Source organism: Lactobacillus sp. UMNPBX6, from assembly GCF_002553975.1.
GTDB classification, from domain to species: domain Bacteria; phylum Bacillota; class Bacilli; order Lactobacillales; family Lactobacillaceae; genus Lactobacillus; species Lactobacillus gallinarum.
In genome coordinates this window covers 1-14,254 of sequence record NZ_PCZD01000046.1, presented here as the reverse complement: position 1 = coordinate 14,254, position 14,254 = coordinate 1, and the positions used below count along the sequence as shown (strand labels likewise).

Below are 14,254 nucleotides of genomic sequence, written 5' to 3'. Positions count from 1 at the left end.
CGGAATCAAGCCTCTATTAATCCTGTATTTTAAACTGTCTAATTTTTAGGTCTCAGTTCAGAATAATCCTAGATCATTTTTTATATTATTTTTCGTATTCGGTTAAAGCATCCTTAACCCATTCTTCGTTGCGTTCACCATGTGCATTCAATTCAACTACACGCTTAGTTGAATCCCAACTATCATCTACTCGTGTAATAGTTAGTTGCAAATATTCATCAGGCAAATCGTTCATTACCAACTGAGGCCATTCAATTACTACCAAGCCAGGTTCAGCCAAATAGCCATCTAAGTCAATTGATGATAAATCATCATTCTCTAAACGATAAAAGTCCATATGGAAAAGCGGTAATTCAGCTTCACGGTATTCACGCACAATAGTAAAAGTTGGGCTTTTTACAGGTCGATGTATGCCTAGTGTGCGTCCTAAGCCCTGCGTAAGAGTGGTTTTCCCGGCACCCAAATCACCATTTAATAAGAGCAAATCATGCGGCTTAGCCGTTTTGGCCAAAGATGCACCTAACTTTTGCATCTCCTCTGCAGAATTAATTTCTAACTTAGTCATTATTTTTCATCCTTTGCTAAAGCTTGAGCAGCTGTAACAATTGCTAAATCATAAATATCTTGTTCACTACAGCCACGAGATAAGTCATTAACTGGTGCAGCCAAACCTTGTAAGATTGGACCTACAGCAGTGAAGCCGCCCAAACGTTGAACCATCTTGTATGCAATATTTCCTGATTGAAGCTCTGGGAAGACAAAGACATTTGCATGTCCTGCTACTTTAGAACCAGGTGCCTTCTTTTCACCAACAGCTGGAACAAATGCGGCATCAAATTGCAATTCACCATCTGCTGGAATTTCCGGATGACTCTTTTGGAACATTGCAGCTGCATCATGAACCTTATCAACCATTGGTCCTTCAGCTGAACCTTTAGTAGAAAAGCTTAAAAAGGCTACTTTAGGATCAATTTCAGCCATCTTAGCTGTTTGTGCTGATTGATAACCAATTTCAGCCAAAGTCTCTTCATCAGGCTCAATATTAATTGCACAATCAGCAAAAATATATCTTTCATCACCTTTTTCCATTACAAAGGCGCCAGATACACGATGCATCCCTTCAGCAGCATGGATTAATTGCAAAGCCGGCAAAACAGTATTGGCGGTTGAATGAGCTGCACCGGATACCATTCCATCTGCTAAGTCCATCTTTACTAACATTGTACCGAAATAGTTTTCCTTAGCTAATTTGGCTTTAGCCTCGGCTGCACTAGTATCTTTTCTTCTAGCTGCTATAAATGCCTTTACCATTTTATCTAAATCCGCATAATTATTTGGATCATAAATCTTTACCCCGGTAAGATCCAAATTATTTTCTTCCGCTATTTTGGCGACATTTTCTTTTTTGCCAATTAAAATTGGCTCAACTATCCCGTCTTTATTCAAATTAGAAACGGCAGTCAAAATTCTTAAATCGTCACTTTCAGGAAAAACAATTCTTTTTTTGTCTTTTGCTGCTTCAACTTGCTTTTTAAATAATGAAAATACACTCATATATATACCTCTTATGCTAAATCAGATTTATTCACTGTTTCTGGCAATTGCCAATCAATAGGCGTCTCGCCAAAATTAAGCAATGCCGTATTACAACGTGAGAATGGTCGAGAACCAAAAAATCCTCGATCAGCTGAAAATGGACTCGGATGAGATGATTTTATAATAAAATTCTTACTTTGATCAATTAATGGGATTTTATTTTGAGCAAATCTACCCCATAAAATAAAAACAACCTTTCCACGTTTACTTAAAGCCTTAATCGCAGTGTCTGTTACATCTTCCCATCCCTTACCTTGATGGCCGTTAGCATGACCATAAGGAACAGTTAGCACAGCATTTAAAAGCAAGACGCCTTGGTCGGCCCATTTCTTTAAATAGCCATGGTTAACCGGACGAGCACCAACATCATCATAAAGTTCCTTATAAATATTTCTAAGTGATGGTGGCAATGGTGTACCTGGCATAACTGAAAAGCTCATGCCATTTGCTTGTCCCGGATTATGATATGGATCTTGGCCCAAAATCACTACTTTAGTTTTGTTAAACGGTGTTAATTTAAAAGCAGTAAAAATATGATACATATCTGGAAAAATACGTTTAGTAGAATATTCTTCTTTTAAAAAATTATGTAATTCGTGATACTTATCACTTGCAAAAACTGGATCTAAAATTTTATCCCAGTCATTACCGATTAATTCTTTAGCCAAGTCTTACACCCTCTTTTCTAATCTCCTTTATGGTATCATTAATTTAATAGCAATTGGGAGGAAATTTTATGATCAAATTGGTAGCTTGCGATCTCGATGGTACATTATTTAATTCTAATATGTCCGTTTCTGAAGCAAATATTCAAGCTGTGAAAAATGCACAAAATAACGGTATTGAATTTTTAATTGCTACCGGTCGAGCTCCACGTGAATCTCGCACAGTTCTAAAAGATGCTGGTTTACATACTGGTTTTATCAATTTAAATGGAGCCCTAGTTTTCGATGAAGACGGCAAATTAATGGTCAAACATAAAATCCCAACTTCTAAGGCTTTAAAACTTGTTGAATTATTACATCAGGCAGGATTTTATTTTGAAATCATCACTGCTGATCAAGTTTATACTGAAGACCTTAACCAGCGTATTTCTAATGTAGCGCATTTAATGGTCGATCTAAATCCTTTACTTGATTTTAAACAAGCAGTCGCAATCTCTGCCGGAAATAAGACTATCATGAACATGAAACAAGTTGACCATTTTGAGGACCTATTACATGATCCTGATGTTGAAGTAATGAAAATCATTGCATTTGATTCACGTGGTCATGAGGCCTTTGATAATGTTAAAAAAGAAGTGGCAAAAATTGAGGATTTAGTTGTTACTTCTAGTTCATCATCTAATATTGAAATCAATGCTCACCAAGCACAAAAAGGGATCGCCCTTCTTGATTACGCCAAACTAAAAAATATTAAACGTGACGAAATTGCGGCTATCGGAGATAATTTAAATGATGAAAGCATGATTCGTGAAGCTGGAACAGGAGTAGCCATGAGTAATGCCATTCCAGCAATAAAAAAGTTAGCACAAATCACTACTAAAACTAATAACGAAGACGGCGTAGCTTATATCTTAAATCAGTTTATAAAGGAAAATAAACAAGATCAGAGGTGACAAAGTATGTTGTTTTGGCTGGAACTTAATCAAGAAAAAGATTATGGTCAAATTCCTGTGATCAATCCTAAAGGAAAAATTGAATTTATTATTCAAGGAAATCTCGATAACCCAAATCATACTTTATATTTATATGACACTAACAGAAACGAAATTGGACGCTTATTTACTGATGGTACTGGACTGATTGCATCCTTTACTATTGACGTAGTAGATCACTCTCTAGTTAGTGTCAAAAAGCTTAATACGCTTAATACTAATATATTTTATCTGACTCAACTAAAATATATCGTTACGGGAAGTATTAAACGAGGGACCTATACTTTTAGATCAGGCTTTAAAAGTATTGCTAACGTCAAGACAATCGTTGCAGAACATGGGGTTGTCCTAACATGCAATATCACCAAGCCAGAAGATATTCCATTTATTTTACTTACTTCAGTATTATTTACCCAATGGCACGTAACCCCATTAAAATTACCTACATTTCCACCAATAGCAAAAAAATTAGAAATTAATCCTAATTAATCAGAAAAAGTGTCTGGGAAAAAACTAATTCCTAAGACATAAAAAAAGAACGATGATTTCCTATTCGATTTCATCGTTCTTTTTCTATACTTTTAGTTTCTGCCTTGATATTATTAAATCACCACAATATAAAAATAAGAAGGTGGAAACTATCATGTACAAGAATTATATCACAGGCCAAACGGCTTTAACACTTAATTTAGACTTTGCTATACCTAATAATCACTTAGCTAACGCCATTAGCTGGTTCGTCGATTCGATTCCAGAAGACGTCTTGTTTGGCGATACTGCCAAAACCGGGCGTCCTGCCTATCACCCAGCCATGATGCTCAAGATCTTGCTCTTTGCCTATTCTCGCAGAGTATTCTCAGGCAGAAAAATTGCGCTGATGCTAGAAGAAAATCTGCCGATTATGGTACTGGCAGAGCATCAAAAGATCTCATACCATACTATCAATAATTTTAGATCGAGCGACCACGCCAACGAATTGATTAAGAAAAGCTTCCTTTACTTTACGAACCTATTAGAGCAGGAAGGTCTATGAAGGAGCTATCTTTATTGATGGCACCAAAATTGAAGCTGATGCCAATCTCTATACTTTCGTTTGGCGCAAGGCAGTTGAACTATATGATGAACTGATTGCCAAAGAAGTCGTCAAAGCAATGGCAAAAGAGCAAGTCCAGACCAGTCAGGGATTGGCAGAGCTAGCGCAAGAAACGGAAGCTGAAATTGAAAAGCTGACTGAAGAGATTGCCCGAGAGCCTAAAGCCATTCCTGGTGGATCGCCTAGAAAAGCAAGAAGGCGCGGTCTTAAGAAGCTGCTTCATAAACTCAGAAAAGACTATGTTCCTAGAATGAAGAAATACAAAGAGGCGAAAGCAATCTTTGCTGGGCGCAATAGCTATTCCAAGACCGACCACGATGCGACTTTCATGCATATGAAAGAAGATCACATGAGAAATGGTCAGCTTAAGCCAGGCTATAATATTCAAGTCGCTACGACGGATCAGTATGTAGTTGATTTCGCCTTGTATCCTAATCCGACTGACTTTAAGCAGTACTATATCCCTTATACCATGTATGAAAAGGAACAAACCAGAAAGTACAAAAACGATCCATCTAAGCTAGCTAACTGGTTCTATGATGAACAAGACGATTACTACCTTGATCAAAACGGCGTTAGATTTAGCTTCAAATATTATAGTCGGCGTAAAGATAAAACGACTGGTCAGGTTCGCTATAATCCTAACTGGCAATACTTAAAAGAAAAAGCCAAAGCAGTTCTCCAAAGTCCTGAAGGCAGTCACATCTACAGAATGAGAAAGTATGATGTGGAGCCGATTTTTGGACATTTGAAGAATGTTTTTGGCATGCGTCGAACTCATTTAAGAGGCAAAAAGAAGGTTGAAACCGATGTGGAAATAGCCTTCATGATGATGAATTTAAGCAAATATTGGAACAGAAGATGATCAAAGGACCAATTTTGTTTAAGCGAAAAGAAAAAGACGGTCAAGCAACTCAAATTAAGAGTTAGATTGATCGTCTTTTTGTATCTGAGAGTTAGTTTTTTCCCAGACACTTTCTAGAAAGTGATATAGATATAGATGTATCTTCTGCCATAAAGTTTGTATTTATTAAGTAATAAGGAATTATTAGGCAGAGACTGAATAATGAAGGTTTACTCTGTAATATTTCAACCTCCATTACTTATTATACTTTTTTAGGTAAAAAATACAAGGGGGTTAAATGTTATTATTTCTTAATGTGTTTCCTTACGTTTGGGCATTTAATAAAAGTTTTAGGCTCTATTGTCTGTTATTAAATGCATAATAAAAAGGAACTCCTTAATTAAGAAGTTCCTTTTTTAATAATCAGATTAGTCTTGGTAGTTTACCAATTCTAAGTATGATTCAGGCTTAAGTGAAGCACCACCAACTAAGCCACCATCAATGTCAGGCTTTGACATTAATTCCTTAACGTTAGCTGGCTTTACAGAACCACCGTATTGAATACGAACGTTTTCTGCAGTTTCTTCGTTGTACAAGTCCTTAACAGTTTCACGGATAGTCTTGCACATTTCTTCAGCTTGGTCTGATGAAGCAGTCTTACCAGTACCAATAGCCCAGATTGGTTCATAAGCAATAACAAGGTTTGAAACTTGTTCAGCAGTAAGACCATCTAAAGCAGCCTTAATTTGACCAACAACCCAGTCTTCTTGCTTGTTTGCTTCACGGGTTTCAAGTGATTCACCACAGCAAATGATTGGCTTCAAGCCATTAGCAAAGATTGCCTTAGCCTTCTTGTTAATGTCTTCATCAGTTTCGTGGAAGTAACCACGACGTTCTGAGTGACCAATAATTACGTAGTCCATACCCATTTCTTTCAAGACCTTAGGTGAAGTTTCACCGGTGTAAGCACCTTCGTCTTCAAAGTAACAGTTTTCAGCACCGATGTGTAAGTTTGAACCTTTAGCTGCTTTTCTTAAAGCATCAAGGTCAACTGCAGGTGCACAAATAAGTGATTCTACCTTACTTGGATCTGGCAACTTGTCCTTAACAGCGTCAACGAATTCAGTAGTCTGTTCTGGATTCATGTGTAACTTCCAGTTACCAGCAATAATTGGTGTACGGCTCATTAGTCTATTATCTCCTTAACTTAAATTACTTGTCTTGTACGCAAGCGATACCTGGCAATACTTTACCTTCAAGGTAGTTAAGTGAAGCACCACCACCAGTTGAAATGTGGCTGATCTTAGGTGCAATACCCAATTGCTTAGCAGCAGCAGTTGAGTCACCACCACCGATAATAGTGGTTGCGTCAGTAAGATCTGCTAATGCACGACCAACTTCCAAAGTACCTTCTGCGAAGTTAGGCATTTCGAAAGCACCCATTGGTCCGTTCCAAACAACAGTCTTAGCATCCTTTAAGATGTCCTTGAACTTAGCAATAGTCTTAGGACCAATGTCAAGACCCATCATGTTGTCAGGAATGTCATCACCAACAACTTCACGTGAAGCATCGTTTGAGAATTCAGTTGCAGCTACGTTGTCAACTGGAAGAACGATCTTGTCGCCAGCCTTTTCAAGCAATTCCTTAGCAAGGTCTACCTTATCAGCTTCAAATAATGATTTACCGATCTTGTGGCCTTGAGCTGCTAAGAAGGTGTAAGCCATACCACCACCGATTAAGATGTGGTCTGACTTAGGAATCAAGTTGTTAATAACACCAATCTTGTCTGAAACCTTAGCACCACCCAAGATAGTTACAAATGGGTGTACAGGGTTATCAACAGCGTCACCTAAGTACTTGATTTCCTTTTCAAGTAAGTAACCGGCAGCTGCAGGCTTGCCGTTTTCCTTCATTGCAGTAGCTATACCAACGTTTGATGCGTGACTTCTGTGAGCAGTACCAAATGCGTCGTTTACAAACATGTCACCAAGGCTTGCCCAGTATTCGCCAAGCTTAGGATCGTTACCTGATTCACGCTTACCAAAGTCATTGTCGATATCTTGGAATCTAGTATTTTCAAGAACAACAACGTCGCCATCTTTCATGTTGTTGATAGCATCTTCAACTTCTTTACCTTCGTTTGATGGTACAAAAGTTACAGGCTTCTTAAGAAGTTCACTTAAACGTTCAGCAACTGGCTTTAATGATAATTCCTTCTTGTCAGCATCTGACTTAATACGGCCCAAGTGACTAAGCAAAATAGCCTTACCACCGTGTTCAATGATGTACTTGATAGTTGGAAGTGCAGCAACGATACGGTTGTCATCACCGATAACGCCGTCCTTAATTGGAACATTGAAGTCTACACGTACTAAAACCTTTTTGCCTTTAACATCAAGATCGTCAACGATTAATTTAGCCATTATAATCCTCCGATTATTTTGATATTTTTCCTTCAAAAAAAGGCGGAAGGAAGAATCTCCCTCCGCCTTCTCAATTACCACTTAACTATAATCAGTTAATTTAAATTAATGATTAAAGAGTAGCAAAGTGTAATAAAGTACGAACCATTTGGCAAGTGAATGAGTATTCGTTGTCGTACCAAGCAACAGTCTTAACTAATTGCTTGTCACCTGCAGTAGTTACCATAGTTTGAGTTGGGTCAAAGATTGAACCAGCAGTCATGTTCAAAACATCGCTTGAAACAATGTGGTCACCATTGTAAGCAAATGATGGGCTTTCGTACTTCTTCATAGCTTCGTTAACTTCGTCAGCAGTAACCTTCTTGCTCAAGATTGATACTAATTCAGTTTCTGAACCATCTGGAACTGGAACACGTTGTGCGTGACCGTTCATCTTACCGTTCAAGTTAGGCAATACCAAACCGATAGCCTTAGCTGAACCAGTAGTATGAGGAATGATGTTTTCAGCAGCAGCACGAGCGTCTTGTTCCTTACCACTACGAGCAGGACCATCCAAAGTCATTTGAGTACCAGTGTATGCGTGGATAGTAGTCATAGTAGCAACTTCGATACCGAATTCCTTGTCCAAAGCGTTAGCCATTGGTGCAAGTGAGTTAGTAGTACATGAAGCAGCTGAAACAATCTTGTCGTCAGCGGTCAAAGTGTTTTCGTTTACTGAGTAAACGATAGTCTTCAAGTCATTACCAGCTGGAGCTGAGATCAATACACGCTTAGCACCTGCGTCAAGGTGAGCTTGTGACTTAGCCTTGCTAGTGTAGAAACCAGTACATTCAAGAACAAAGTCAACACCATCGTTCTTAACCCAAGGAATGTTTTGTGCTTGTGGTTCAGCGTATACGTGGTACTTCTTACCGTCAACTACGATAGCATCTTCAGTTGATGAAACTTCGTGGTTGAAAGTACCATGAGTAGTGTCGTACTTAAGTAAGTAAGCAAGCATTGATGGAGTAGTCAAGTCGTTGATAGCAACAACTTCGATGTCCTTACTCTTTTCGCCTAAGTCCATAATACGACGGAATGCTAAACGACCGATACGGCCGAAACCGTTAATACCAATTTTAACTGTCATAACCTAAAAGTCCTCCTTTAAGAACTATAAACAACAATTTATTTTAAACGGGATTTTATTTCCCCTTTAAAATCATATTTGAGGCACCCTCATCAGTAATTAACCAGGTTTGATGAGGTGCATTGGGCATATATGCTTTTATTGCTTTGGCTTTTCTTGCACCACATGCAAAAGCAAATATGTGGGGTATTTTATATAGGTTCTCAAACTGTAATCCAACCTGGGTGATACGGTCGACAACCTTACCTTTTTCATCGAAGAAACACCCGAAACATTCGGTGACGGCCTTCTTTTCACGAAGCTCCGAAAGTCTAATTGAATTATACCCTCTACGCTGCGCCATTTCTTGGGCTAACCCAATACCATGGATCACTGCATCGCTTTGTGAAATATCTTGCAGAACATCCGCAATCGAGGATTCACGTATCAAAGATTTATACGCTGCAGCTGAAACTTGTTCAGGTAAATACAATGTCTTATACGTACCCGAAGTTTTAGCTGCCATTTCTTGGACGATTGTATTACTTTGCGTTTCTACATTTTCGCCCAAGGCTCCTCGACCAGGAACAAATTCTAACTGGCGGTTATTCCCTAAACTAGGAGATAAATACTTAGCAGATTTTGCTAAAGCCGCTCCACCTAGAATTGTAACTATTGAATGACCTAATGGCAAGAGTAAATTTAAAGCTGAACTTAACTCTTCTCCCATCTCTTCATAAACGCGATCTTGCAAATCAGCATTACCTGGTACAATCAAGGTTCTTTCAATCCCTAATTTCTTAGCCAGTGCTAATTCTGTTTCACCCGCATTAAAGAGACGGTCAATCAATGGCCCCGCATCTTGTAATGTTTTCTCGCCCTTTTCAGTTAAAAACATTCCAAAACTTTTAGTTTCAATCAAACCTAATTGACTCAAATATTCAGTTTCGGTTCTAATGTTTCTTTCTGAAAGCCCTAAATGTTGAGCTACACTTCTACGCCCAATCGGCGCATGCAGTGCTATCTGCTCAAGGACAAGATACCTTTGTCGAAGAATCTTTAAGACGTCGGGAACGAGCGCTTCGAGCAAAGAAAAGTCCGAATTCATCGTTCCCTCCTTTCCCTGGGACGCTTAATGACCACATCTGTGTCGATTGCTGTCCCAGAATACTTAAAAATATAAGAGAAACGTACAACTATTTCAAATTCATACATTTCCCAATCGACACTGTTAGTATAACAATGTATTTTTCGTAATTCAAGAAAAAGATCGGCTATTTTAAAAAAATTGTAAGGCTCACAAAATCATTTCTATTTATATTCTTTTTCTGTTATACTAGAAGCTGCGTAGTTTGGGTCCTTAGTGTAATGGATCGCACGTAAGATTCCGGTTCTTAAAATCTGGGTTCGACTCCCAGGGGACCCATACAAAAAAGGCTAGAGCAATTGCTCTAGCTTTTTCATTTACTATTAAAACTTACCTGAAGTCAATTCAGCACGTTGTGCAAATTGTACATACAATCTTGAACCAGTTGCTGACATACCTTCAATTTCACGTTTAGTGTTGAAACGGTAATGCTTTTGTGCAGAGCCATTTTCACTTACCTTAAAGATGTTGTCATTAAAGCCAATGAAGAAGTGACCGTCGCCATAAGCAAAGCCTTGAACTGGTGAATTAGAAATAAATCTACCTTCAGTTGCACCAACTTCAGTAGCATTCCAAGTATCACCATCTCTAGTTAACTTCCAGTATTCATAGCAGTTATGACCACCATTGTGGAATAAAGCGTACATAGTATCGTCGCCTACAAAAGTAGCGTTGTGAATGTAACGATTATCTGAAATTCTAAATGTCCAAATCTTGTTAATCTTCATATCGCTCTTGCGAATTTGTAAGATTTCTTCTGAAGCAGGACCATTATTGTATTTATTGTCATTAGCCAATACGTAGATGTAACTTGATGAAGAACCTAATGATTGACCGTGACCCAATTTAATATATGGACTTACTTTAATGTTTTTAGCGTATGACCTAAAAGTGCTCCACTTCATAGTAGTAAGATTTTGTGCAGCATACTTGCTCTTTAATGCATTCAAGTTATATGAAACTAAGTGTCCATATTGACTATTGCTGCTTGTAAATAATGAAGTAGTGAAAATACCGCCGTTAACTGTCATACCTTCAGGAATTACACCAACTTGGCCCATTGCATCCCCAGCTTGACCATAACCTAAACTCAAAAATCTAGGTTGGAACAAACGAGTTCTAAGAGTTAAGCCATTGCTCTTAATGGTGTTGCTAGTAGTTTCTGAACGGTATCCATGTGCACGATTCCAGTTTCTAGATGAGCCCTTTGAGCCACCATTCCAAGTAGAAGTAGTCTTAAAGCCCTTCTTCGGAGTAACACTTGGAGAAGCCATATCACCATCATGAACGTCAATATTAACTTCTGCCTTTGCTTTACCATAACTATAGGTTACTTTGTCTGGATTAGTACTTACATACTTTCTAGAAACATGAACCTTATTAGGATTAATTGCAGTACCATGTGCATCTGTAGCGTAGTTAATCGCATCTCTAGTAGGGAAGCTGTAATCACTATTTTTAACTAAGCTTACCTCATTAGCAACAGAGATTTGGTTACGTGCAAAGAATTTTTCACTTACCCAACCAACATTGCGACCATCAACAATAATCTTCCAGAAAGTACCTTTTCTGGTTGATCTAGATTCCTTTGATTGAATTTGACCATGTTTAAAATACTTAGTTGAAGTAAACTTGCCGCTTGGTCCCTTGCTTGAAACATTGTGATAAATTGCATAATTACCATTACCTGCAATTTTAGTAACAGCCTTGCCGTAGCTTTTAGCTTGAACAGTGTTTGCTTGACCATTAATAGTTAATAAACTTCCAGCAAGCAATAAACTAGCTAAAATTAGCTTTTTATTGTTTCTCATTCATTCTTCCTCCTTAAAAAAACAACATATACTCATATCCTAGCACCAATTCATCAAAAATGTTCTTATATTATTAAAAAAAAATTAATGTAAGAACATACTAATGGCATTGTTATATAATGAAAGGGCTCACAATTTATATTAGGAGTGTTTTTATGGTCGAATCACAAAGCAATCCCAAAAAGATGATGTGGACTACTCTGGCAATGATGGCGTTCTCCACTGTTTGGGGATTTGGTAACGTTGTTAATGGGTACGTCTACTTTGATGGAACAAAGGTCATCTTCAGTTGGGTAGGCATGTTCCTTCTCTACTTTGTTCCCTATGCACTGATGGTTGGTGAACTAGGTGCTACATTCAAAAATGCCGAAGGTGGGGTATCATCTTGGGTAAATGCCACAATGGGTGCAAAATGGGCATATTATGCAGGTTGGACTTATTGGGCTTGCCACGTCGTATATATTTCTAGTAAAGGTACCGGTGGCTTAAGAGCTATGGCTTGGGGCATCTTTGGTAACACCAGATGGTACGACGGATTACCTACTGCTTGGACACAATTTGCAACATTAGTTGTATTTTTATTCTTCTGCTGGGTAGCAAGTCGTGGTATTCCTGTATTAAAGGGCTTAGCAACTATCGCAGGTTCTTCAATGTTCATCATGTCAATTTTGTTTATCATCATGATGTTTGCCGCTCCGGCTATTAATCCAGGAGCAGGATTTTACCACATTGATCTTAATTGGAAGAATTTAATGCCAACTTTCAACGTTAAATACTTTACTTCTCTTTCAATCTTAGTATTTGCCGTTGGTGGCTGTGAAAAGATTTCGCCTTATGTTAATAAGGTAAAAGATCCTTCCAAGAATTTCCCTAAGGCAATGATGGCATTAGCAATCATGGTTATGGTATCAGCAATTTTAGGTACCTTTGCCATGGCATTGATGTTTGATCCGAAGGTCGTTAATGCTAATTTGAATGAATATATTTCAAATGGTGCCTACATGGCCTTCCAAAAACTAGGCGAATACTACCATGTTGGTGGATTATTCATGTACATCTACTCATGGTGTAATGTAATTGGTCAATTCTCCACCTTAGTAATTAGTATTGACGCACCGCTTAGAATGCTTTTGGGAAGTAAAGAAGCAAAAGAATTTATTCCTAAAGGTTTATTCAAGCTTAACAAGCATGGTGCTTATATCAATGGTATTTGGATGATCGTTGTTTTATCAGGTGGTTTAATTGCTATCCAAGCATTTGTTCCTAACGCACAAGCTGTAATGGCTCAATTAGTTAAGTTAAACTCAACTACCATGCCACTTCGTTACCTTTGGGTATTTGCAGCTTATATTGCTTTAAGAAAGCATCAAAAATCATTTGAAACCACTTATCAAATGACTAAATCTCAGGGATTAGCTTATACCGCAGGTATTTGGTGTTTCTTAGTTACTGCAGCATGTTGTATTTTTGGTATTTATTCACCAGATCCATTTACATTAATGCTCAATATCTTAACACCAATCATCTTAATCGCATTGGGATTGATTCTTCCTGGTATTAAAAAATATCAAGAAGCAAAGGCCAATTAGATATAGATATAACAAAAAAGACCGTTGACAGCGGTCTTTTTTTATTTTTTAATTTCATTTAGATTAAAAATGAGGTGGAAAAATATGACATTACCTTTTAAAGCTGTTGCAGTTGACATGGATGGGACATTCTTAGATGATCGTAAGCAATTTAATCATGAACAATTTGATCAAATACTTACGGAATTAGAAAAAAGAAACGTTCATTTTATCGTAGCTTCTGGTCGGCCATACACTAGATTAAAGCAAGACTTCGGTGATTTTGCTGAACGCATGGATTTTGTTTCTCTCAATGGTTCTATGCTAGTTGTTAACGGTGAAACAGTTGCTTCTTATCCGCTAAAACGTGAAACTGCTCTTAGTCTACTTAAAGAAGTCAGTGACAAATATGGTAAAGTAGCTCCTATGGTCTTCGAAACCGATGTAGCCTACTTCCACAAAGCTATTCCTAAAACTGAGCGTGACTTCTTAGCATACTTCGCTGGCAAAAGTGCAGTTGTTGATCATTGGTCAGATTTACCCAACAAGGATATCTTGCAAATCACTTTTAGTTTAGACAATTCTAAGGCGCCAGAAATTGAAAAAGAATTCAATGAAAAGCATGAACAAAAAATTTCTGCATTTGGATCTGCTAATACTGCTATTGATACTAATGTTTATGGTATCAATAAAGGCGCCGGTTTAAAACATTTATTAGCCAAATTAAACTTAACTGGTGATGATCTAATAGCATTTGGTGATGGCGGCAACGATATTGCTATGCTTGATTTTGCAAAATACTCTTATGCTATGGCTAACGGGATGCCAAGTGTTAAAGAACATGCTAAATATATCGCACCTGCCAATACTGAAAATGGTGTCTTCAGGGTCCTACAAAAATATTTAGACGCTGAGAAATAGATATACAAAAAAGGCAATGAACCTAAACGTCAATGTCATTAAGTTAAGACATTGACAATTAATATTAGACTTTTAAAGCACTGAT

General features: G+C 37.8%; 12 protein-coding genes, 1 tRNA gene and 1 pseudogene. 6 read left to right on the top strand and 8 right to left on the bottom strand.

Features of this window, described 5'->3' with window-relative positions; all coding sequences use genetic code 11:
* Positions 1–85: 85 nt before the first annotated feature.
* From tsaE to CP357_RS07720, 3 genes are read right to left on the bottom strand one after another with little or no spacing between them, the layout of a single operon-like run.
* Positions 86–565, bottom strand: coding sequence for a tRNA (adenosine(37)-N6)-threonylcarbamoyltransferase complex ATPase subunit type 1 TsaE (gene tsaE / locus CP357_RS07730; RefSeq protein WP_087235400.1), 480 nt, complete (start codon positions 563–565; stop codon positions 86–88).
* Entirely contained in the window at positions 565–1,554 is a 990-nt protein-coding gene (pta, locus tag CP357_RS07725) for a phosphate acetyltransferase (protein WP_087175655.1), read from the bottom strand. Before pta ends, tsaE begins: the two co-directional genes overlap by 1 nt.
* A gap of 11 nt (positions 1,555–1,565) precedes the next feature.
* Complete coding sequence (locus tag CP357_RS07720; protein WP_098036990.1) at positions 1,566–2,264, bottom strand: uracil-DNA glycosylase; 699 nt, start codon at positions 2,262–2,264, stop codon at positions 1,566–1,568.
* A gap of 68 nt (positions 2,265–2,332) precedes the next feature.
* Between CP357_RS07720 and CP357_RS07715 the strand changes: the two genes are divergently transcribed.
* From CP357_RS07715 to CP357_RS07705, 3 genes and pseudogenes are all read left to right on the top strand, one after another.
* Complete coding sequence (locus CP357_RS07715) at positions 2,333–3,214, top strand: Cof-type HAD-IIB family hydrolase (protein WP_098036989.1); 882 nt, start codon at positions 2,333–2,335, stop codon at positions 3,212–3,214.
* 6 nt (positions 3,215–3,220) lie between these two features.
* The gene (locus tag CP357_RS07710) at positions 3,221–3,742 is read left to right on the top strand and encodes a hypothetical protein (protein ID WP_098036988.1); all 522 of its coding nucleotides are present in this window, start codon (positions 3,221–3,223) and stop codon (positions 3,740–3,742) included.
* Positions 3,743–3,896: 154 nt separating this feature from the next.
* A pseudogene (locus CP357_RS07705) lies at positions 3,897–5,328 on the top strand (transposase).
* Between the two features lie 290 nt (positions 5,329–5,618).
* Here CP357_RS07705 and tpiA read toward each other — a convergent pair.
* The 4 genes from tpiA to CP357_RS07685 all read right to left on the bottom strand — a co-directional run bounded on the left by tpiA (position 5,619) and on the right by CP357_RS07685 (position 9,830).
* On the bottom strand, positions 5,619–6,377 hold the full coding sequence (gene tpiA / locus CP357_RS07700; RefSeq protein ID WP_023061659.1) for a triose-phosphate isomerase: 759 nt from the start codon (positions 6,375–6,377) through the stop codon (positions 5,619–5,621).
* Positions 6,378–6,402: 25 nt separating this feature from the next.
* On the bottom strand, positions 6,403–7,614 hold the full coding sequence (gene pgk / locus CP357_RS07695) for a phosphoglycerate kinase (protein ID WP_025005144.1): 1,212 nt from the start codon (positions 7,612–7,614) through the stop codon (positions 6,403–6,405).
* 112 nt (positions 7,615–7,726) lie between these two features.
* On the bottom strand, positions 7,727–8,743 hold the full coding sequence (gap, locus tag CP357_RS07690) for a type I glyceraldehyde-3-phosphate dehydrogenase (RefSeq protein ID WP_025005145.1): 1,017 nt from the start codon (positions 8,741–8,743) through the stop codon (positions 7,727–7,729).
* Between the two features lie 55 nt (positions 8,744–8,798).
* A complete protein-coding gene (locus CP357_RS07685) occupies positions 8,799–9,830 on the bottom strand; it encodes a sugar-binding transcriptional regulator (protein WP_025005146.1) in 1,032 nt (343 codons plus the stop codon).
* A gap of 246 nt (positions 9,831–10,076) precedes the next feature.
* Here CP357_RS07685 and CP357_RS07680 point away from each other — a divergent pair.
* A tRNA-Arg gene (locus CP357_RS07680) sits at positions 10,077–10,148 on the top strand.
* Between the two features lie 44 nt (positions 10,149–10,192).
* Here CP357_RS07680 and CP357_RS07675 read toward each other — a convergent pair.
* A complete protein-coding gene (locus CP357_RS07675) occupies positions 10,193–11,680 on the bottom strand; it encodes an SH3-like domain-containing protein (protein WP_098036987.1) in 1,488 nt (495 codons plus the stop codon).
* A 155-nt stretch (positions 11,681–11,835) separates the two neighbouring features.
* On the opposite strand from CP357_RS07675, the gene CP357_RS07670 reads away from it, so the two are divergent.
* Positions 11,836–13,269 (top strand): APC family permease, encoded by a 1,434-nt coding sequence (locus tag CP357_RS07670; RefSeq protein WP_098036986.1) that lies wholly within the window; start codon positions 11,836–11,838, stop codon positions 13,267–13,269.
* A gap of 84 nt (positions 13,270–13,353) precedes the next feature.
* The gene (locus CP357_RS07665; RefSeq protein WP_087175648.1) at positions 13,354–14,169 is read left to right on the top strand and encodes a Cof-type HAD-IIB family hydrolase; all 816 of its coding nucleotides are present in this window, start codon (positions 13,354–13,356) and stop codon (positions 14,167–14,169) included.
* Positions 14,170–14,254 lie beyond the last annotated feature (85 nt).

Bases quoted from the DNA above. Each gene is read 5' to 3' on its own strand.
- pgk (WP_025005144.1), bottom strand. From the start codon at position 7,614: ATGGCTAAATTAATCGTTGACGATCTTGATGTTAAAGGCAAAAAGGTT.
- CP357_RS07715 (WP_098036989.1), top strand. From the start codon at position 2,333: ATGATCAAATTGGTAGCTTGCGATCTCGATGGTACATTATTTAATTCT.
- CP357_RS07665 (WP_087175648.1), top strand. From the start codon at position 13,354: ATGACATTACCTTTTAAAGCTGTTGCAGTTGACATGGATGGGACATTC.
- CP357_RS07675 (WP_098036987.1), bottom strand. From the start codon at position 11,680: ATGAGAAACAATAAAAAGCTAATTTTAGCTAGTTTATTGCTTGCTGGA.
- CP357_RS07670 (WP_098036986.1), top strand. From the start codon at position 11,836: ATGGTCGAATCACAAAGCAATCCCAAAAAGATGATGTGGACTACTCTG.
- tsaE (WP_087235400.1), bottom strand. From the start codon at position 565: ATGACTAAGTTAGAAATTAATTCTGCAGAGGAGATGCAAAAGTTAGGT.
- pta (WP_087175655.1), bottom strand. From the start codon at position 1,554: ATGAGTGTATTTTCATTATTTAAAAAGCAAGTTGAAGCAGCAAAAGAC.
- tpiA (WP_023061659.1), bottom strand. From the start codon at position 6,377: ATGAGCCGTACACCAATTATTGCTGGTAACTGGAAGTTACACATGAAT.
- gap (WP_025005145.1), bottom strand. From the start codon at position 8,743: ATGACAGTTAAAATTGGTATTAACGGTTTCGGCCGTATCGGTCGTTTA.
- CP357_RS07685 (WP_025005146.1), bottom strand. From the start codon at position 9,830: ATGAATTCGGACTTTTCTTTGCTCGAAGCGCTCGTTCCCGACGTCTTA.
- CP357_RS07710 (WP_098036988.1), top strand. From the start codon at position 3,221: ATGTTGTTTTGGCTGGAACTTAATCAAGAAAAAGATTATGGTCAAATT.